At 73.4% G+C, this 20628-nt stretch carries 15 protein-coding genes; 13 read left to right on the top strand and 2 right to left on the bottom strand.

Annotated features, from left to right (window positions below):
- Positions 1-2: 2 nt before the first annotated feature.
- The 8 genes from ACFVIU_RS29885 to ACFVIU_RS29850 all read left to right on the top strand — a co-directional run bounded on the left by ACFVIU_RS29885 (position 3) and on the right by ACFVIU_RS29850 (position 8881).
- Positions 3-845 carry an ABC transporter ATP-binding protein gene (locus tag ACFVIU_RS29885; protein ID WP_385846304.1) on the top strand — a complete coding sequence of 281 codons (843 nt, stop codon included), beginning with the start codon at positions 3-5 and terminating at the stop codon, positions 843-845.
- Positions 842-1780, top strand: a complete 939-nt coding sequence (locus ACFVIU_RS29880) for an ABC transporter permease (RefSeq protein ID WP_385846303.1) — start codon at positions 842-844, stop codon at positions 1778-1780. The genes ACFVIU_RS29885 and ACFVIU_RS29880 overlap by 4 nt, the downstream gene beginning before the upstream one ends.
- A 131-nt stretch (positions 1781-1911) precedes the next feature.
- Entirely contained in the window at positions 1912-3267 is a 1356-nt protein-coding gene (locus ACFVIU_RS29875) for an LLM class flavin-dependent oxidoreductase (RefSeq protein WP_385846302.1), read from the top strand.
- Positions 3264-4886 (top strand): FAD-dependent oxidoreductase, encoded by a 1623-nt coding sequence (locus tag ACFVIU_RS29870; RefSeq protein ID WP_385846301.1) that lies wholly within the window; start codon positions 3264-3266, stop codon positions 4884-4886. Before ACFVIU_RS29875 ends, ACFVIU_RS29870 begins: the two co-directional genes overlap by 4 nt.
- On the top strand, positions 4883-5251 hold the full coding sequence (locus tag ACFVIU_RS29865; RefSeq protein ID WP_385846300.1) for a 4Fe-4S dicluster domain-containing protein: 369 nt from the start codon (positions 4883-4885) through the stop codon (positions 5249-5251). The genes ACFVIU_RS29870 and ACFVIU_RS29865 overlap by 4 nt, the downstream gene beginning before the upstream one ends.
- Before the next feature lie 52 nt (positions 5252-5303).
- Entirely contained in the window at positions 5304-6203 is a 900-nt protein-coding gene (locus ACFVIU_RS29860; RefSeq protein WP_385846299.1) for a TauD/TfdA dioxygenase family protein, read from the top strand.
- 103 nt (positions 6204-6306) lie between these two features.
- Complete coding sequence (locus ACFVIU_RS29855) at positions 6307-8016, top strand: hypothetical protein (protein ID WP_385846298.1); 1710 nt, start codon at positions 6307-6309, stop codon at positions 8014-8016.
- Positions 8009-8881, top strand: a complete 873-nt coding sequence (locus ACFVIU_RS29850; protein ID WP_385846297.1) for a hypothetical protein — start codon at positions 8009-8011, stop codon at positions 8879-8881. Before ACFVIU_RS29855 ends, ACFVIU_RS29850 begins: the two co-directional genes overlap by 8 nt.
- Positions 8882-8928: 47 nt before the next feature.
- Here the strand turns inward: ACFVIU_RS29850 and ACFVIU_RS29845 are convergent, their stop codons facing one another.
- Positions 8929-9564, bottom strand: coding sequence for a TetR/AcrR family transcriptional regulator (locus ACFVIU_RS29845; protein WP_385846296.1), 636 nt, complete (start codon positions 9562-9564; stop codon positions 8929-8931).
- Between the two features lie 289 nt (positions 9565-9853).
- Here ACFVIU_RS29845 and ACFVIU_RS29840 point away from each other — a divergent pair, with 289 nt between their 5' ends.
- Complete coding sequence (locus ACFVIU_RS29840; RefSeq protein WP_385846295.1) at positions 9854-11842, top strand: acetoacetate--CoA ligase; 1989 nt, start codon at positions 9854-9856, stop codon at positions 11840-11842.
- A 100-nt stretch (positions 11843-11942) separates the two neighbouring features.
- Here ACFVIU_RS29840 and ACFVIU_RS29835 read toward each other — a convergent pair whose 3' ends face one another.
- The gene (locus ACFVIU_RS29835) at positions 11943-13301 is read right to left on the bottom strand and encodes a hydrolytic protein (RefSeq protein WP_385846294.1); all 1359 of its coding nucleotides are present in this window, start codon (positions 13299-13301) and stop codon (positions 11943-11945) included.
- Positions 13302-13534: 233 nt separating this feature from the next.
- On the opposite strand from ACFVIU_RS29835, the gene ACFVIU_RS29830 reads away from it, so the two are divergent.
- The 4 genes from ACFVIU_RS29830 (at position 13535) to ACFVIU_RS29815 (ending at position 20457) form a co-directional block, all read left to right on the top strand.
- Complete coding sequence (locus ACFVIU_RS29830) at positions 13535-14227, top strand: response regulator transcription factor (RefSeq protein WP_385846293.1); 693 nt, start codon at positions 13535-13537, stop codon at positions 14225-14227.
- A 139-nt stretch (positions 14228-14366) separates the two neighbouring features.
- Complete coding sequence (locus tag ACFVIU_RS29825; protein ID WP_385846292.1) at positions 14367-17549, top strand: hypothetical protein; 3183 nt, start codon at positions 14367-14369, stop codon at positions 17547-17549.
- Complete coding sequence (locus tag ACFVIU_RS29820; protein WP_385846291.1) at positions 17546-18346, top strand: DUF4255 domain-containing protein; 801 nt, start codon at positions 17546-17548, stop codon at positions 18344-18346. The genes ACFVIU_RS29825 and ACFVIU_RS29820 overlap by 4 nt, the downstream gene beginning before the upstream one ends.
- Positions 18343-20457: an ATP-binding protein gene (locus ACFVIU_RS29815; RefSeq protein WP_385846290.1), complete on the top strand. Its 2115-nt coding sequence runs from the start codon at positions 18343-18345 to the stop codon at positions 20455-20457. Before ACFVIU_RS29820 ends, ACFVIU_RS29815 begins: the two co-directional genes overlap by 4 nt.
- Positions 20458-20628: the final 171 nt, after the last annotated feature.

Raw genomic sequence — 20628 nt, 5'->3', positions numbered from 1 at the left:
CCATGCCGGAAACCATCGCGCCGAAGATTGAGCTGCGGCAGGTGCGCAAGGAGTTCGCCGTCAGGGACCGGGGGCCGCATCCGGCCGGGCGGGGCTCCCGGTTCACCGCCCTCGACGGCATCGACCTGGAGGTGGCGGCCGGCGAGTTCATCGTCCTGGTCGGCCCCAGCGGCTGCGGGAAGTCGACCCTGCTCGACCTCCTCGGCGGCCTCGCCCAGCCCACCGGCGGACAGATCCTGCTGGACGGGAAACCGGTCACCGGGCCGGGCCTGGACCGCGGCATCGTCTTCCAGCAGTACGCGCTGCTGCCGTGGCGAACGGCGCTGGGCAACGTCGAGTTCGGTCTGGAGGCCACCGGTGTCCCGCGGCGCCAACGCGCCTCCCGGGCCCGGGAGTTCCTCGACCTGGTGGGCCTGGCCGGGTTCGAGAGCCGCCATCCGCACGAGCTGTCGGGCGGGATGCGGCAGCGAGTGGCGATCGCCCGCAGTCTCGCCTACGACCCCGATGTGCTCCTGATGGACGAGCCGTTCGCCGCGCTGGACGCGCAGACCCGGGAGTCGCTCCAGGACGAACTGCTGCGCATCTGGCAGCGCACCGGCAAGACCGTCGTCTTCATCACGCACGGCATCGACGAGGCCGTCTACCTGGGACAGCGCGTCGCCGTCATGACATCGAGGCCCGGCCGTATCAAGCAGATCGTGCCGGTCGCCTTCGGCGCCCGCACGGCGACGGACGACCTCCGCTCCAGTCCCGAGTTCGCCCGCTACCGGCACGAGATCTGGTCGCTGCTGCACGACGAGGTGGCCAGGGCCCAGCAGTTGGAGAAGGAGGAGGCTGCCGTATGAGCCCCACGCCCGGCACGACCACCGGCACCACCACAGTGCCGGACACCGCGAGCGCGACCGCGCCCGTCCCGGCCCCTTCCCCTGCTGCGCCGCCCACCCCCTCACGGGCACCCGAGGCACCGGACGTGCACCGCGGCCCCTCCCGGGTGCGCCGGGCGGCGTCGCGTCTGCCGTCCCTGCTGGTGAGGGGGGCGACCAAGTCCGTGGCGATCGTGGCCCTGCTGGTCCTGTGGGAGACCGCGCCCCGGCTCGGCCTGGTCGACCGGACCTTCCTGCCGCCGTTCAGCGAGGTCGCCCGCGCCTGGTGGGGGCTGGCAGCCGACGGCCGGCTCGCCGACAACGCACGCGCCAGCCTGGTCCGCTCCTTCAGCGGATTCGGCATCGCCGTGGCCGTCGCGGTTCCGCTCGGCCTGCTGATCGGCTGGTACCGGCCCGTCGCCGACCTTCTCGGGCCGCTGCTGGAGGTCTTCCGCAACACCGCGGCTCTCGCCCTGCTGCCGGTGTTCGTGCTGTTGCTGGGCATCGGCGAAACCTCGAAGATCTCCATCGTGGTGTACGCGTGCACCTGGCCGATCCTGCTCAACACGATCAGCGCGGTGCGCACCGTCGACCCGACCCTGCTGAAGCTGGCGAAGTCGATGGACCTGTCCGCACCACGCCTGTTCCAGAAGGTCATCCTGCCCTCCTCGGTACCGGTGGTCTTCACCGGCATCCGGCTGGCCGGAGCGGCGTCCATCCTGGTCCTGGTCGCTGCCGAGATGGTGGGCGCCAAGGCGGGCCTCGGCTATCTGATCAACGCCTCGCAGTACAACTTCGCGATCCCGCAGATGTACGCCGGGATCCTCACGATCGCCGCCATAGGCGTGGCCTTCAACCAGGTCCTGGTCGCCGTCGAGCGACGGCTCACGTCCTGGCGGGTGCCCGCGGGCGGCTGACCCGGCCGTCGGCCCGTCCCGCCGCCTCCCGGTCCCGTCGTACGAGCGATCCGGCTCAGGGACCGCGACGGCTCACGCGCCCGACGTCCGCTGTGCACCCATCGGCCCACTCCCACCGACCGAGGTACCCCATGCCCGCGACCGCCCCCCGTCAACTGCACCTCAACGCCTTCCTGATGAACGCCGGCCACCACGACGCCGCCTGGCGGCACCCCCGCACCCAGCCGGAACGCGTCACCGATCTGCGCTACTTCCAGCAGCTCGCGCAGACCGCCGAGCGCGGTCTGCTCGACTCGGTCTTCCTCGCCGACGGCCTCGCGCTGTGGGGCAAGGTCCGGCACAACGCGCTCGGCGGCTTCGAACCGCTGACCCTGCTGTCCGCCCTGGCGGCCGTCACGGAGCACGTCGGCCTGATCGCCACCGTCTCCACGACCTTCAACGAGCCCTTCCACACCGCCCGCAAGTTCGCCTCCCTGGACCACATCAGCGGTGGCCGGGCAGGCTGGAACATCGTCACCTCCGGAACGGTGGACGAGGCCCGCAACTTCGGGCAGGACGAGCATCTGGAACACCGGCTGCGCTACGAGCGGGCGCGGGAGTTCGTCGAGGTCGCCACCAAGCTGTGGGACAGCTGGGAGGACGGGGCGATCCTGCTCGACCGGGAGCGCGGCGTCTACGCCGACACCGACAAGGTGCGGACGATCAACCACCGCGGGGAGTACTTCGGCGTCCAGGGCCCCCTCAACGTGCCCCGCACACCCCAGGGATATCCGCTGCTGGTGCAGGCGGGCTCCTCGGAGGACGGCAAGGAGTTCGCCGCCCGGTACGCCGAGGCGGTCTTCACCGCCCAGCAGACCCTCGCCGACGGCCAGTCCTTCTACAAGGACCTCAAGTCCCGGCTGGCCCGCTACGGCCGTACGACGGACCAGCTGCTGATCCTGCCGGGCATCGCCCCCGTCATCGGCTCGACCGAGGCCGAGGCCCGGGCGCTGGAGCGGGAGCTGACCGAACTCCAGGTCCCCGAGTACGGGCTCGCCCAGCTCTCCGGGATGCTCGGCACCGACCTGACCGGGCTGCCCCTGGACGGACCGCTGCCCGACCTGCCCGAGGAACGGGACATCAACGGCAACAAGAGCCGGTTCACCCTGGTCGCCGAACTCGCCTGGCGCGACGGCCTCACCCTGCGCGAGCTCATCGCCCGGCTCGGTGCCGGGCGCGGCCACCGCGTCTTCGCCGGCACCCCCGAGCAGGTGGCCGACCAGCTCGAGGAGTGGTTCACCCAGGGCGCCGCCGACGGCTTCAACATCATGCCGCCCCATCTGCCGGGCGGCCTGGACGACTTCGTCGACCACGTGGTGCCGCTCCTCCAGCGGCGCGGGCTGTTCCGCACCGAGTACACCGGCCGCACCCTGCGCGACCACTACGGCCTGGCCCGCCCCGCCAACCGGCTGGTCGCGGCAGCCGCCGAAGAGAGGCAACCGGTATGAGCGGACTGGACCTCACCGCAGACGTCCTGGTGGTCGGCGGCGGCCCCGCGGCCACCTGGGCCGCGCTCAAGGCGGCGCAGGACGGGGCCGACGTGATCCTCGCCGACAAGGGCTACTGCGGCACCAGCGGCGCCACCGCCTCGGCCGGTACCGGCGTCTGGTACGTCCCGGCGGAGCCCGCGGCACGGGAGGCGGCCATGGCGAGCAGGGAGGCCCTGGGCGGACACCTGGCCGACCGACGCTGGATGGCCCGGGTCCTGGACCAGACGTACGCCGGCGTCAACGAACTCGCGGCGGCCGCACGCTACCCCTTCCCGACCGGGCCCGACGGGAAGCAGCTCAGGAACGGGTTGCAGGGGCCGGAATACATGCGCAGGATGCGGATCCGGGTCCAGCGGGCCGGGGCGCGCATCCTCGACCACAGCCCGGTCACCGAACTGCTCACCGACCCCTCCGGCGCCGTCGCCGGTGCCAGGGGCCACCGGCGGCAGGCCGGGCAGTCGTACCGGGTGCGCGCCGGGGCGGTCGTCCTGGCCACCGGCGGCTGCGCATTCCTCAGCGGCGCGCTCGGCTGCAACGTCAACACCGGCGACGGTGCCCTGTTCGCCGCCGAGGCGGGGGCAGAGCTGTCGGGGATGGAGTTCTCCAACGCGTACGGCATCGCGCCCGAGGGCACCTCCGTCACCAAGACCGCGTTCTACTCCTTCGCGACCTTCTACCGGGCGGACGGCTCCGTCCTGGAGGGCGCGACGGCCCAGGGCGGCCGGTCCGTGATCGCGCGAACGCTGCTCAGCGAGAAGGTGTACTGCCGGCTGGACCGGGCCGACGCGGCCGCCCGGCGGGCGATGCGGCTGGCCCAGCCGAACTTCTTCCTCTCCTTCGACCGGCTCGGCATCGACCCCTTCACCCAGCTCTTCGCCGTCACGCTCCTCGCCGAGGGCACCGTGCGCGGTACCGGCGGCATCCGCATTTCCGGGGACGACTGCTCCACCACCGTCCCCGGGCTGTACGCGGCCGGGGACGCCGCGACCCGCGAGCTGATCTGCGGCGGCTTCACCGGCGGCGGCAGCCACAACGCCGCCTGGGCCATCTCCTCCGGCACCTGGGCAGGCCGGGGCGCGGCCCGCCACGCCCGCTCCCTGGGGGTGCGCGCCGGTACCAGGCGCCTGGTGGCGGCGGGCGGAGCCGGACTCCGGCCCACCGGGGCACCCGGTCCGGCCGACGGCTTCCGGCACGTCATCGCCGCCGTCCAGGCCGAAGTGCTCCCGTACGAGAAGAACTACCTGCGCCATGGTGACCTGCTCACGGCCTCGCTGAGGGTGCTCGACACCGTGTGGGAGGAGTCGCGCGCCTCCCTGTACGCCGGAGGCGGGGACGTCGTACGGGCCAGGCAGGCGGCAGCCATGACGGCGCACGCCCGCTGGATGTACACCGCCGCCCTGGCCCGCACCGAGACGCGCGGCATGGCCAAGCGGCTGGACTTCCCGGCCCAGGACCCCGGGCAGCACCACCGCATCGTCACCGGCGGCCTCGACCGGGTATGGACCCGCACCGAACCCCTGCCCTGCGCGTCGGCCGCACCCCTGGTCCCCGCGTCATCGCTGGAGGTGGCTTCGTGATCGAACTGGTCTCGGCACAACGATGCATCGCCTGCGACAAGTGCATCAAGGTCTGCCCGACCGACGTCTTCGACCGGGGCGCGGACGGCATCCCCGTCCTCGCCCGTCGCGACGACTGCCAGACCTGCTTCCAGTGCGAGGCGAACTGCCCGGCCGACGCCCTCTACGTCTCGCCCCTGGCACACCCGCTGCCCGACGACTCCGCCGCCCGCGACGAGGAGTACCTGAGCCGTACCGGTCAGCTCGGCAGCTACCGCCGGCACATCGGCTGGGGACAAGGCCGCACACCCGGCGCCCTGCGCGCCGTCGGTCCGCCCCTCGCACCGCCGGGCTCCACCGAAACCAGCCTGCCCATCACCTCCTGATCACCGACCGGTCGATCGCATGCACCGATCGCTCTCGAAAGGACACCCGCGCATGACCACCAGCCCCGGCTTCGACATCCGCAGGATCGGCGGCCGGATCGGCGCCGAGATCCTCGGCGTGGATCTCTCCACCGACCTCGACCCCGCCGTCGTCACCGAGATCAACTCCGCGCTCCTGGAACACAAGGCGCTCGTCTTCCGCGGCCAGGACCTCGACGACGCCGGTCAGCTCCGCTTCGCCTCCCTCTTCGGCGAGCTCACCACCGCCCACCCCACCGTGCCGTCCGTCGAGGGCCGGCCGCAGATCCTGCCCGTCGACGGCGACGAAGGCATCCGCGCCAACCACTGGCACACGGACGTCACCTTCGTCCGTACGCCTCCGAAGGCGTCCACGCTGCGCGGCATCGTGGTCCCGCCCTACGGCGGCAACACCCTCATCGCCAACTCGGCCGCCGCGTACCGCGACCTGCCCGAGCCGCTGCGCGAGCTGGCCGACAAGCTGTGGGCGGTGCACACCAACGACTACGACTACGCCGCCCCCAAGAGCGAGAAGGCCGCCGAACACCGCAGGCAGTTCGTCTCCCGGAAGTACCGCACCGCGCACCCCGTCGTCCGCGTCCACCCCGAGACCGGCGAGCGCGGTCTGTTCATCGGCGGCTTCGCCCAGAGCATCGTCGGCCTCGGTCCCTCCGACTCCCGCGACCTGCTGCGCATCTTCCAGTCGTACGTCACCCGCCCGGAGAACATCGTGCGGGTGGCCTGGACGCCGGGGGACCTCGTCCTCTTCGACAACCGCATCACCCAGCACTACGCCCCCGACGACTACGGCGACCTCCCGCGCCTGCTGCACCGGGTGACCGTCGCGGGCGACGTCCCCGCCGGTGTCGACGGCAGGCTCAGCCACACCATCGAGGGCGACGACGCCTCCCACTACACACCCGCGGTGGCCTGAACCCGCCCGGTCGCCGGGCGGGAACACCCGTCCGGCGACCTGTGCCCGACGGCCAGTTGAGCAACTGCTACGCTGCCCGGAGGTGGCGTCGGCCCCTGTCACGGTGACCGAGAAGACACACCTCCCGGCAGCGCAAGCGCTGTCCTGGGTCCGCCGTTTACCGCACACACGCAGTCCTGGAAGCCACCTCATGAGTGACCGCCCCCGCGAGGAGCCGCCACCGGCACCCGAAGCTCCGCGGCCGGCCGATGAGGCACCGGAACCGGCTGCACCGGTCGACGAGGCTCCGGAACCTTCCAGCGACACCGCGCCCACGCCCGCGCCCTCGTCCGACGAGGCTCCGGAGCCCGGTGCGGGCGGTCAGGACCAGGGTGCCGATGCCCCGAAGTCACCTACGGAAGCCGCCGGTTCGGACGAGGAGGCCCCGGAACCGACGGCACCGACGGACGCCCCCGAACCGTCCGCGCCCGAGCCCACGGCGGAGGCCGATCCAGAACGCACCGAAGCCGCTCAGCCGCCCGCGGACATCCTGGACCCGACCGCGGAAGCCCCGGAGCCGGCGGCACCGAGCGACACACCGGAACAGCAGGAGCAGTCGGAGCAGCCGGAACAGGCAGCCCCGGTCAACGAGGCTTCGGATTCGGCCGACGAGGGCTCGGACTCGTCCGACGAGGCGCCCGAGCCGCCCATGGCTTCCGACGCTTCGGAGCCACCGGCTGACGCCTCGGATACGGCGGATGAGGCTTCGGATACGGCGGATGAGGCGCCGGAACCGGCTGGGGAGGGCCCGGAGTCGGCTGATGAGGCACCGGAACCGGCTCTGGACGGACGGGAGTCGGCTGACGAGGCCCCGGAACCGGCCCTCGACAGCCCGGAATCGGCCGCGGAGGCGCCCGAGCCGACGATCGACAGCCCTGAGTCGACCGACGAAGCCCCGGAACCGGCCCTGGACGGACGGGAGTCGGCCGATGAGACGCCGCAGTCCCCCGCGGACGCGGCGCGCTCTGCCGACGATGCCCCGGAACCCACGGCACCGACGGACGCCCCCGAATCACCCGCACCCGAGAACACGACAGAGGCCGAGCCGGAGGCCGAGGCGCCCGAGGTGGGTGCCGGACGGTACGACAACGCAGCGCTGCGCGACGGCCCCGGCTATCAGAAGGAGATCGACGACCAGCTCGCGGCACGCGGCCTGGACCGCTCCGAGCACGACAAGCTCCGGCTCACACCGACCAACGAGCTGACCGAGCCGCAGGCCCGCGAGGTCGTCGGGGTCCGTGACGGGATCAAGCTCGACGATGGCCAGATGGTGACCAAGGTGGTCAAGCCCGAGGTCGCGGAGGCCTACCTGGACAACGCCACGAAGCTCGGCAGCGACGACTTCAATCCCGGCGAGTTCCGCGGCTCCATCGCGCGCGGCTGCGACACCGCGGACCTGCGCACCATGGACCAACTGCGCGACGGGCTCGCTCTCGGGGATGCCGACTGGTCCCCCGTCCCACCGGGCGCGACCGAGGCGTACCAGCTGCGCTTCCCCGCACCGCCCGACATGCGCGCCGACCCGACCCTCGGCGCCGTCGGCGACCAGGATCTGGCCGACAGCGTGGCCGGCATGGCCGGTCAGAGCCCGGGACGGGCCTGGGACGACCCGTTCCTCGGCACCGGTTACACCGGCGGGGGCATCCCCGAGTGGGAGGCCAAGCCCACCGGCTTGCCGGACCATGCCGAGATCTGGCGTCTCCACGATGACGGATCCGAAGAGGCGGTCGGCTTCTTCGACAAGAACGAAGGGCTGTGGCATTACTATGACTGACCCCGCGGGCTCCCCCTTCCCGGTCAAGGGGGAGGTCGCCGTCTTCCATGGCGACCTCTACCCGGCCCGTGCGGCCGCGGGTCTGTGGCCGCACGTCGAGCTGCTGCCGGAGCCCGGCCGCCCCGCACCCGCGAACGTCGCGCCGCGCGAGGCCGCCGACGGGTCGGTGGGCTACCCGGTTGCGCCGGACGACCTCGAAGCCTGGTACGCCGTGACATGGACGTTCCGCTGGCGCGGTGAGCTCTTCGAGTGCACCGCCGCGACGCCCACGACGCTCTCCGGCAATTACCTCGGTTCCGACGAGCACTTCGCCAAGGAGCACCTCAAGCGCCGGGTGATCGGGTATCGCGGTACGTTCCCCCGCCAGGAGGTCACCGAGCTGGCGGAGCACCGCGAGGATCTGCTCCAGCCGCTGCGCGAGCTGGTACGACGCCTGTCCGAGGTCGACCACTTCCGCCCCAAGGCCTACGCGGTCCACCGCGGCCGGACCTATCCGGCAGCCGCCGAGGCCGACGCCTCGGGCCTGGTCGCGCTGAGCACCGGGCAGGACCGGCCCGAGGATCTCGTCGCCGATCCCCGTCACCCGGGCGGCGGGCACTTCCTGGCCGCGCCGGAGCAGTTGGAGGCCTGGTACCGCATCCACTGGGCCTTCCGCTGGCAGGGCGGCCCCTTCGAGGCCGTCGGAACGGTGGACGGAAAGATCAAGGGCGTCTACACGGGCGGCAGTTGGGGCTTCGCGGACAACTGGCAGCTGACCGCGGAGACGGGCCCCGACGGGGTGCACACCCGGTACACGGCCACGGTGGACCTCGACGGTGTCACCGATCTCGAACAGCACCGCACCGACCTGCCCGACAGGGCATAACCGCAGCCGGCGTCCGGCCGACAGCCGACGGGCTGCCCGATCCGTCGTCAGCCGAGGTCGGGCAGCGGGCGCCGGGCGACCGCGCGGGCGTCCTGCGGCGGGACACCCAGCATGCACAGCAACATCTCGGCCAGGTGGGACGCGGCCTCGTCGCCGTCCAGCTCCGGCCGGGCGAACCGCAGTTCCACCAGGGCGAGCAGGGAGCCGCCCAGGGCGGTCACCGCGACGGTCGGATCGGTGACGGTGAAACGGCCGGAGGCGATACCGGCCTCCAGATCGCGCAGGGCGCGGGGAGCGAGGCCCGAGTCCGAGTGGACGTAACCGAGGCCGCGGCGGCGCAGCACCTGCATCAGTTCCCGCCGGGACTCGGCCAGGCGCGCGCTGAGCCGGAAGCCGGCCGCGACGAGTTCCGCGGGGTCCTCGACACCCTCCAGATGCTCGTCGACTGTCTGGCCGAATTCCTCGAGGGCGTCCCGCACCGCCGCGTCGAACAGCTCCGTCTTGGACTCGAAGTGGTTGTAGAAGGAGCCGAAGCCGACGTCCGCGCGCTCGGCGATCGCCTGGATGCTGGCGCTGGTGTCGCCGGTCTCGGCGAGAATCTGCCGCGCGGCACGGACGAGCGCCTGCCGGGTCTCGGCGCGGCGCCGCTCGAAGCGGTTGCGGGGCGGGGCTGACGTGGGCATACGCACAAGTCTACCAATGACTCCCATGAGACCACAGTTTTGATGAAATGGTCAACCTGTCCCTGCTGGATTCCTCAGAAGTACCTGTCCCTGCTGGATTCCTCAGAAGTGGAGCCTGGCTGCGCGAGGGGCGGGCGGACGCCCCGCTGCTGCGGCCGGACCGGGTCGTGAGGGATGTCCTCCCGTCCGGCGGGCACGATTCCACCGCGACCGCCGACCGGGCGGTCCAGCTGCACTCCGCACGGACCCCCGGGCAACGCTGCCGAGAACCTGACGAGGAGACCGCACGATGACCGCACCGGCCCCCTTCTTCACCCTCGATCCGGAGACCGTCGCGGCCAGCCGCATCGCGGACTTCGCCCGCCACGCCGGGATGGACGGCACCGACTACGCCGCGCTGCACCGCTGGTCGGTGACCGACCTGGCGGGCTTCTGGGCCGCGGTGTGGGACTACTTCGGCATCGACGCGCAGACGCCGTACGAGCAGGTGCTGGCCGAGGAGACCATGCCGGGTGCCCGCTGGTTCACCGGCGCCACCCTCAACTACACCCACCACGCCCTGCGCCCGCATGCCGACGACGGCGTCGCGGTCATCGCCCTCGACGAGACGGGCTCGGCACACGAGGTGACCGGGGCCCGGCTGCGCTCCCAGGTCGCCTCGGTGGCCGCGACCCTGCGCGAGCTGGGCGTCGGGCAGGGCGACCGGGTCGTGGGGTACCTGCCCAACACCCCGCACGCGATCGTCGCGTTCCTGGCCGCCGCGAGTCTCGGCGCCGTCTGGTCGGTCTGCGGCCAGGACTACGCCCCCAGGGCCGCCGCCGACCGCTTCGCCCAGCTCGAACCGACCGTCCTGGTCGCCGCCGACGGCTACCTCTTCAACGGCACCACCCACGACCGCCGGGAGGCCGCGCTCGAACTCGCCCGGTCGCTCCCGACGTTGAAGGCGACGCTGCTGGTGGGCCACGTGGGCCTGCCCTGGCCCGAGGCCGACGGCCCCTCCCTCGTGGTGCCGTGGGAGGAGGCCTCCACCCGGAGCGAGGAACTCGTCTGCACCCCGGTGCCGTTCGACCACCCGCTGTGGGTGGTGTTCTCGTCCGGCACCACCGGCCGGCCCAAGGGCATCGTCCATGGCCACGGTGGCGTCCTGCTGGAGCACCTGAAGACCCTGGCTCTCCACTCCGACGTCGGCCCCGGCGACCGTCTGCTCTGGTACACCACCACCAACTGGATGATGTGGAACATGGTCGTCTCGGCCCTGCTGACCGGCGCCACGACGTGTACCTACGACGGCAGTCCGGCGCCCGCCGCCAGGCTCGACGTCCTGTGGGAGCTGGCCGCGCGCCACCGGGTGACGGTGTTCGGGACCAGCCCCCAGTACCTGCTGGGCATGGCCAAGGCCGGCATCGAACCGTCCCGGCACGACCTGTCGTCCATACGGGTGCTCGGCTGCACCGGCTCCGCCCTGCCGGCCTCCGCCTACCCCTGGGTGCGCGACCACGTCGGCGCACACGTCCTGCTCGCGTCGACCAGCGGCGGCACGGACGTGGTGTCCGGCTTCGTCGGCAGCGCGCCCAACACCCCCGTCTGGGCGGGCGAGTTGTCCGCGCCCCACCTGGGTGTGGCGCTGGCCGCCTACGACGCCGAGGGGCTGCCGGTGGTGGACCGGGTCGGTGAGCTGGTCGTCACGCGCCCCATGCCGTCGATGCCGCTGTACTTCTGGAACGACCCGGACGGCACCCGCTACCGCGACGCGTACTTCGGCACCTACCCCGGTGTGTGGCGGCACGGCGACTGGATCACGGTCACGGGGCACGGCTCGGTGATCGTCCACGGCCGCTCCGACTCCACGCTGAACCGCAACGGCGTGCGGCTGGGCAGCGCCGACATCCATGACGCCGTCGAGCGCCTGCCCGAGATCGCCGAGGCCCTGGTCATCGGCGCGGAGGAGCCCGACGGCGGCTACTGGATGCCGCTGTTCGTGGTGCCGGCCGACGGAGTGGTCCTGGACGACGCGCTCCGCGAGCGGATCAGGGAGGCGATCCGCGCCGGGGCCTCGCCGCGCCATGTCCCCGACGAGATCCTCGTCGTGCCGGGGATCCCGCACACCCGCACCGGCAAGAAGCTGGAGGTCCCCGTCAAGCGGCTCCTCCAGGGCGCTCCCGCCGAGCAGGTCGTCAACCCCGCAGCGGTCGACCGCCCCGACCTCCTGGACCACTTCGCCCGGCTGGGGGCCGAGCGGCGCGAGCGGCGCAGTACCAGGTCCGTACCGGAGAAGTGACGTTCACCGGCACAATTCGCGGCACTTTTCGGACGGAATAGGAGTCGCCTCTTTCTCTTGTGTCCCACCAGGCGAACGATGTTTCGAGAAACGATACGTCTCATCGCTGGGTGTCACCGAGCAGACCGCTCACGTTCAGCACCTCGTGGCACTGCTGTGCCTGCCGGCCGGTGGCCGGTGTGCCCGGCTTGGCGCAGGTGACGTTCACGGTGACGGTGGCGTTCTGGGGGATCTTGATGGGGGTGACCCAGTGGTAGTCCTGGTTGCGGAAGGTCTCCAGCGCGATCGTGGTGATCTTCCGGTCGCCGAAGCTGATGGTCATCACCCCTTCGTCGCCCTGGAAGTTGGCGGCCACCAGGTCCGTGACCCCGAAGATCTTTCCGGCGGGCACCACATAGGTGCCGGTCTTCGTCTGGCCGCCGGAGGTCTGGAGATCGATGGTGGCCGAGCTCTGCTGGCCACCGGCGAGACCGGCGTCGCCGCCGGTGCCGCCTCCGCTCCCGCCTCCGCTGCCGCCGCCCGTGGTGCCGCCCGAGGGCACGGCCGCCTTGCCCTGGCCGCCCTGCTGCTCCGCCGAGCCGTTGCCCGTCCCGGTACCCGGCGCCCCGGCGTTCTGCCGGGCACCGGGCGTCGGCCTCGGGTGCACCACCTCGTCGGCGGCCTCCTTGGCCGTGCTGCGCACCGCCGGACGGACCAGCGCGAACCAGGCCAGCAGCAGCGCGAGCAGCGCCGCGAGCAGGGCCAGCAGCCACTTCGGGAACACCGGGATCTGGACGAACTCGGCTTCCAGGGGCGGTCGTACGACGGTCCCGGCCCGCTCCGCCTCCGCCGCGCCGGCGTCCTGGGTGCGTACCGTGAACGGCCAGGTCGCGGGCTTGCCGAACCAGACCGGCTTGCCGGTGCGCACCCGCAGCCGCGTCTCCGCCGACTCACCGGGCTCCAGCGTCAGCTCGGCCGGGGTGAAGCCGAACCGCAGCTCCTCCCCCGCCTGCTCCGGGGTGAAGGACACCCGGGCCGGGGAGTTGCCCTCGTTGCGCACCGCCAGCCGGTAGCGGCCGCGCAGCCAGCCGCGCCGGCGGCGCGGGGCCAGCTCGGCGCGCAGCTCGTGGAACTCCTCGACGTGCACGGTGGTCTCGGGCACCGTGACGGACTCGGGGTGTTCGGCCGGCAGCACCCGTACGGCCAGCGGCACGTCACCCGCGCGGACCTCCGGGGAACGCGGAGGGTTCAGGCGGATGGTCACCGTCTCGGAGGTGCCGGGGTAGAGCGAGACCCGCTCGGGTTCCACGGTGGCCCATGGCGCGCAGTCGCCGACCACCTCCAGCGCGTACGCCTCGACGATGTCGCTGTCGTTGCGGACGGTCAGGCTGGTGGCGGCGGTACCGCCCGGCGTCACCGTCACGGCCGGTATGTCGAGGCCGGGGGCTCCGGGGCCGGAAGAGGCAGCAGATGGCGTCACGCCACGACCGTAGGGCGGGGGGCGGGACGCGACGAGAGACGCGAGGGCAACACCCGGGCAATCGCCGTGCCCCGCGCGGTCAAGGCCGACTCGGCCGTGCGGGCAGCTGGTTGAGCCGGTGCACGGCGCGCGCACCGCCGCCGGCGGAGGTTCCCCCGGTGTCCTTGTGTTCCCGCCTCCGTCCAGGAAACGAGTAATCCACCATGTCCGGCTCCACGAAAGACATTCCTTTCATGACCACCGGCACGCCGCGCACGGGTACACCTGCCCGTACGGCGTCCCCCCACACCCCGGCCGACGGCCCGCGTCGGGTGACCGTGGCCGTCTACGCCCAGGACCCGGTCCTGCACATCGGCATCATCCATCAACTGCGGCAGCGCCCCGAGGTGGAGCTGGTCGGCGCGGCCGAGGCTGACCGGGCGCAGACCTCGCTCGTGGTCGTCGACGCCGTGGACGACGAGGTGATCGCCCTGCTGCAACGGTTACACCGCGGCTCCGCCACCCGCACCGGCCTGGTCGCCGGCGCGTTCGACTCCGCGGCGCTCCAGCGGGTGCTCGAGTGCGGTGTCGCGGCGGTGCTGCGGCGCGCCGAGGCGGACCAGGACCGGCTGCTGCACCTGGTGCTCGCGCTGGCCAACGGGGAGGGAGTGCTCCCCGGTGACCTGCTCGCCACCCTGCTGGCGCAGGTCGGCAGCCTCCAGCGCGCCGGGCTCGACCCGCACGCCCTGTCCCTGTCCACGCTCACCGCGCGCGAGGCCGACATGCTGCGCCTGGTCTCGGAGGGGTTCGACACCGCCGAGATAGCGCAGAAGACCGCGTACTCCGAACGGACCGTCAAGAACGTGCTGCACGAGATCACCACGCGCCTGCAACTGCGCAACCGGGCGCACGCCGTCGGCTACGCGCTGCGCAACGGGCTGATCTGACGGCCGCCCGTCACCCGGGCGCTGCCCGAAAGCGCAGGCACGCTTCCCTCCGGCACGGCCCCGCCGCCCTGCCGCGTACGCCACGTGCGCGGCAGGGTGGCGGGGCGCACCCAGGTGTTCCGAGACTGCGAGGTGGACCGTGAACGGCACCGCTGACCCCGGCGGACGGCAGCGGCTGCGGAGGTTCGGCGCGTCGTTGCTGCTGCTGGTCCCGCTGTGCGCGGTGACGGCGGCCTCGGGGCCGGGCCACGCCGAACCGCAGCCGGCGGCGGCGCCGGCCGACGCGTCCGCCACCCGGATCGCCTACGCGGGCACCGCGCACCGCAGCCTCGGCCGGGTCGTCAAGACGACGTCCAGCGAGCCCCTGTTCGGGACGGGCCCGGCACACTTCGACATCCAGCCGTCGGCGCTGGGCGAGACGCTGGTGTTCGCCAGCCGCCGCGACGACAAGCGCCCGCAGATCTATCTGCGGGCCCCGGACGGGACGGTGCGCAAGCTGACCGACGGCCGGGACGCGGCGCATCCACGGCTCACGCCGGACGGCGGGGCGGTGGTGTTCGACTCGGCGGAGCCCGGCGGCCCGGACGGCAGGAAGCAGCGCGACCTCTGGCTGGTGCACACCGACGGCACCCATCTGACCCGGCTCACCGACACGCCGTACGACGAGGAGAGTCCGACCGTGTCGCCGGACGGGCGGCGGCTCGCCTACTCCGCCGACGCCGATCCGGCGGCGGGGCCGCAGATCTATGTCCGGCCGCTGACCGGGGGCACCCCGGCCCGGATCACCGGGACGCTCGGCGGCAAGGCGACCGAGCCCGTGTGGAACCCGGTGGGCGACGCGGCGCACCGGGACCTCGTCGCGTACACCTTCACCGCCGACCGGACGACCGGTCCGCGGCTGCGGGTGACCGGCGGAGCGGGCGGGGACCAGCCGCTCCTCGCGGGGGAGCAGGCACAGTGGCAGACCCATGGGGCGACCTGGCTGCCCGACGGGGACGGGGTGCTGTTCCTCAGCCCGAACCGCACCTGTTCCTGCGAGGGCGACTGGGACCATGTGTTCCGGGTGCCGGCGCACTCCGCGGACACCCCTCAGCTGGTGCTCAGCGAGGACCGCGCGGTCGGCACGGCCACCTGGGTGGGCCCGTCGTCCGGCGGATACGCGGTGGTGGACCGCATCTCGGCGCTCGGCCCGCACGTGGTGACGCTCCAGGACGTACGACGGGACGGCAGCGATCCGCGCGACCTCGGGCTGACCCTGCTGAATGAGGACCCGGCCGCCGACACGAACACCGACCCGGCCAAGGACCCGCTGTTCCAGCCGGCCGCCGGGTACGACCCGTGGACCGAGCGGCAGACCTACACCCCGGACGGCCGCCGCATCGTGGTCACCCGGTTCGAGGACGGGGCGGCCGGGCGGATCGAACGGATCTGGACGGTCGACGCCGACGGCACCCACCAGATGGCGATGCCGCTGGCCGGACGCGGGCCGCAGGACCGGGACACCGACCCGGCGTTCTCCCCTGACGGCAGGTACCTCGCCTTCACCCGGATCTCGCCGGGCGGCTCCGGTTCCGCCCCGGGTCTCAGCCGCGTCCTGATCGCCGATGCCGAAACCGGCGCGATCGTCCACGAGATCGTGCCGCCGGCCGGGGAACAGACCGGCGGCGACGCCCAGCCGACCTGGTCCTCCGACGGCACCACCCTCGCCTTCACCCGCAACGAGGTGATCGACGGGCGCGGCGGCAACAAGCACATCTGGACCGTGCCGGTGAGCGCCCTCGACCGGCAGCGGGACCTCAGCTCGGCGATCTGCCCCGGCACGTGCGCGGTCATCGACGACAGCCCGGCCTTCTCCCCGGACGGCCGTCTCATCGCCTTCAACCGGAAGAACGGCGGCGGCCTGGTCGACGAGCGCAACGGCCTGCTGCTCACCTCGGTGTCCGGCACCGACTGCCGGGTGCTGCTGCCCGAGGCCGCGCGGAACACCGCCGACGGCTGCCACCGGGCGCTGCCGGACACCACGGTCACCGGCCCGCACCAGCCGCGCGACGCGGCCTGGAAGGCGGACGGCACCAACCTGGTCTTCACCGCCCGCGAAAAGCAGCCGGTCAACTGCCCCGAGAAGCTCTACCGGTTGAACATCAGGACCGGCCGCGTGTCACCGATCACGACCGAGCTGCCGGGGCGGCAGAAGGAACCGAGCGTCCAGCAGTCCGTGGACCTGGCCGTGCACGCCCCGGTCGCGGTGCCCTCGACCCGTGTCGGCACCGCCCGGGACGTCCGCGTCGACGTGGTCAACAACGGCCCGGCCGCCTCCCCCGGCACCCGGCTGACCATCGCTCCCCCGCCGGGTGTGACGGTCACCAAGGTAAGTCTCCCGGGCGGCAGTTGTGCCGCCATCACCCTCCAGTGCAACCTCGGGGTGGTGCCGCCCGGCAGGACCGTGCCGGTGACCGTGACCCTGACCGGGCACACCCCCGGCGCGCAGCCGGTGGACTGGTCGGTCACCGGCAGCGTCATCGACCCCGCGCCCGGCGACAACACCGCCCGGACCGTGGTGCCGGTGCGCCCGGTCACCCCGCCGCACCCGACTCCGACCCCGCCCCCGTCGCCCAGGCCGACGCCGAAGCCCGCGCCGCCCGCGCCGCCCGCGCCGCCCGCGCCGCCCGCGCCCAAGGCCGGACCCGGGGTGCAGGTCACCGCCCAGCCGAACCCCGGTTACGTCGGCGGCCGGGTCGTGGTGACGTACACCGTGCGCAACGGGCGCAACGCGCTCGCCACCGGGCTGCGGCTGCGGCTCGGGCTGCCCGCCGGGATACCGAACGGCGGGCCCCCGCCGGGCTGCGACACCTCGTGGAGGTGCGCGCTGCCCGACCTGGCACCGGGCGGCCGGACCGTCGTCCAGGTGGTACTCGCCCCCGACCGGGCGCTGACCGGCCGCGTCACCGGCGTCCTCACCACCACCGGCACGGACGCCGACCGGAGCGACAACACGGCCCGTACGACGCTGCGCATCCTCCAGCCGCGGATCGTCGCCGTCCCGCCGATCGGCAAGCCCGGCTTCGTCACCTCGGTACGCGGCAAGGACTTCCCGCCCGGGGTGCCCGTGCGGTTCACCTGGAAGCCGGGGATCACCGCGGCCGCCGTACCGACCGTGCCGAAGCCGGACGGCACGTTCATCGGCCAGCTGCTCATCCTCGCCAAGGACCAGACCGGCCCGCGCACGATCACCGCGCGGGGCCCCGGATTCTCCCCGGTGAAGACGGACTTCCTGGTGGTGACCGGCAGCGTGCAGCCGCCCGACGAGGTGACCCGCCGGTGATCCACGAGGTCGACGAGGCACTGCGCGGACTGCTCGCCGAGTCCGGGCTGGAGGCGTCCGGCGTCGAGGTCGTCCTCGACGCGCCCACCCGCGACTGGGCGGCGCGCCGGACCGCGCCTACCGTCTGTGCCTTCCTCTACGACATCCGGGAGGACACGTCCCGGCGCGGCAGCGGCGCGGGGGAGGTGTACGACGCGGACGGGTATGTGGTGGCGCGGCGCACCCCGCCCCGCTGGTTCGAGCTGACCTACCTGGTCACGGCCTGGGCGAGCCGCCCGCAGGACGAACACCGGCTGCTCTCGCAGGTGCTGGCCGCGCTCGTGGCCACCGACACGCTGCCGGAGCGGCTGCTCACCGGGACGCTCGCGGAACTCGGCCTGACCGTGTCCCTGGACACCTCCGGCGCCGAACTCGACGCGCCCGCCGCCTGCGATGTGTGGTCGGCGCTCGGCGGCGAGCTGCGGGCGTCGCTCGGGGTACGGGTGCGCGCCCCGCTCGCCGCGGTGAGCAGGGCGGCCGCGCCACCGGTGACGGAGGGCCTCGTGATGCGCTCCGCCGACCGCACCGGGGAGAGCGATGCGGAGGCGGGCGATCCGGAGGCCGGACGCAGGTTGACGGGCGAGGAGACGGGCGATCCGGAGGCGGGGCGCGGGCTGCGGGGTGAGGAGGCGGGCGATCCGGAGGCCGGACGCCGACTGCGGTACCGGGACGTGAGCGACCCGGGCCGGGACGGCTTCGGCGGCCCGCGCGAGCGCCGCCCGGCCCCCGCCCGGCGCCGGAGGGGACGACAGCCGTGACGGACCTCGCCGAGGCGGGCACGGCCGTCTCCGTGGAGCCGCTGTGGGCGCGGCTGCGGCTCGTGGAGGAGCGGGTGCGGGAGGCCGTCGCGGCCCGCCGCGCCGTCGATCCCGACCCCGACGATCCGTACCGGGGCCAGTACCTCTCCCCCGAGGCCGTGCAGCGGATCCTGGACCCGCCGGCCGGCCCCGGCCTGCCGGGCCACACCCCGCTGCCCGCGCCGACCGGCTCCGTGCTCGGCACGCTCGCCGCGCGGTTCGCGCTGTCGCCGCTGGACCTGGATCTGCTGCTGGTCGCGGTGGCCCCCGATCTGGACGCCCGGTTCGAGCGCCTGTACGGCTATCTCAACGACGATCTGACGCGCCGCCGGCCGACGGTCGGGCTGGCGCTGGAACTGTGCGGGTGCGCCGCCGCGTCGACCGCCCGGTTCCGGCTCTCCCCCGCGGCGCCCCTGATCGCGAACGGCCTGCTGGAGATCACCGAGCCGGACCGGCCGGTCCTGTCCCGCACGCTGACCGTCCCGGACCGGGTCACCGCCCATCTGCTGGGTGACACCCACCCGGACGCCCGGCTCACGGGGGTGCTGGACGGGGAGGGTTCCCTCGAAGAGGTGGTCGACGGTGATCCGGCAGGGACCGAAGCCGGAAGCGGGGAGCCGGGGGATGTGGGGCGGGCTGCTGCGGCCGTTCGGTCGGGGGCGGAGTTCGTGCATCTGCTCGATCGGGGCGGGGATCCGCAGGGCCTCGCCGTCGCGGCGCTGCGGGCGGCCGGGCTGCGGCCGCTGGTGCTCGACGCGGCGGCACTCGCCCGGCGGGCCGGCGACCTGCCCGTGCTCGCCCGGGTGGCGGCGCTTGAGGCCCGGCTCACCGGGGCGGGCGTCGTCCTCGGCCCGCTGACGGCGCTGCCGCCGGAGCCGTCCCAACGGGCGGGTGCGGTGCGGGAGTTGTGCACGGCACTGCGCGGCATCCCGCTGTTCACCCACGGGGTGGACGGCTGGGACCCGGCGTGGGCGGTCGACACCCCGGTCGTCCTGCCGGTCGGCCCGCCCTCCGCCGCACAGCGGGCGGCACGCTGGCGGCACGCCCTGGACCGGGCCGGCGCCAGCGTCGTCGGGGACACGGAGACGCTCGCCGGGGCGGTCGCCGCGCACCGTCTCGACGGCGGGCAGCTGCGCCGCGCCGCCGGGGCCGCGGTGCGCGCCGCCGCGCTGGCGGGCCGCCCGGTCACCGCCGACGACCTGCGGTCCGCCGTACGGGCGCAGAACGGCGCGGGGCTCGCCCGGCTGGCCCGCCGGGTGGAGCCCGGCGTCGGCTGGGACGACCTGGTGCTGCCCGCGCCGACCCACCGCAGGCTGCGTGAGCTCGCGGTGCGCGCCCGCCACCGCGACCAGGTGCTCGGGCAGTGGCGGATGCGTCCGGGCGGCGGCCGGGGACGCGGGGTGATCGCCCTGTTCGCGGGCGAGTCCGGCACCGGCAAGACCATGTCCGCCGAGGTGGTCGCCGCGGACCTCGGGATGGACCTGTACGTGGTCGATCTGTCCACGGTCGTCGACAAGTACGTCGGCGAGACCGAGAAGAACCTGGAGCGCATCTTCACCGAGGCCTCCGCGGTCAACGCGGTCCTGCTCTTCGACGAGGCCGACGCGATCTTCGGCAAGCGGGCGGAGGTGAAGGACGCGCACGACCGGCACGCCAACATCGAGTCCGCGTATCTGCTCCAGCGGATGGAGTCGTTCGACGGCATCGCCGTACTGACCACCAATCTCCGGGCCAACCTGGACGAGGCGTTCACCCGGCGGCTCGACGTGGTGGCGGACTTCCCGGTGCCGGACGCCGCCCAGCGGCTGGCCCTGTGGGAGCGGTGTCTCGGGCAGCGGCTGCCGCGCGCCGCCGATCTGGACCTCGGCTTCTGCGCGGACCGCTTCGAGCTGGCCGGCGGCTCCATCCGGGCCTGCGCGGTGACCGCCGCCTATCTCACGGCGGAGTCCGGACAGCCGCTCGGCATGCGGCAGTTGGTGACGGCGGTGGCCCAGGAGTACCGCAAGCTCGGCCGGCTGGTGCTGGAGAGCGAGTTCGGCCCGTGGACCCGGGATGTGCTGAGCGAGGGCTGACCACAGCCCTCCGGCCGGTCCTGCACACATCCGCCGCCGAGTGCCGCCCGGAGCTCCTTGCGCGGCGGCCGCGCTGCCCGGAACCACCCTGCGCGGCGGCCGTGCTGCCCGGACGGCCCGGGCGGGCGTCCGGAAAGGCAGCGCGGTTGCCCCCGGCGAGGTACCCGCGCA

The organism is Streptomyces sp. NPDC127190 (genome assembly GCF_042672505.1).
Taxonomy (GTDB): domain Bacteria; phylum Actinomycetota; class Actinomycetes; order Streptomycetales; family Streptomycetaceae; genus Streptomyces.
The sequence above is the reverse complement of the archived record's forward strand: the minus strand, read 5'-3'. Positions and strand labels throughout refer to the sequence as shown.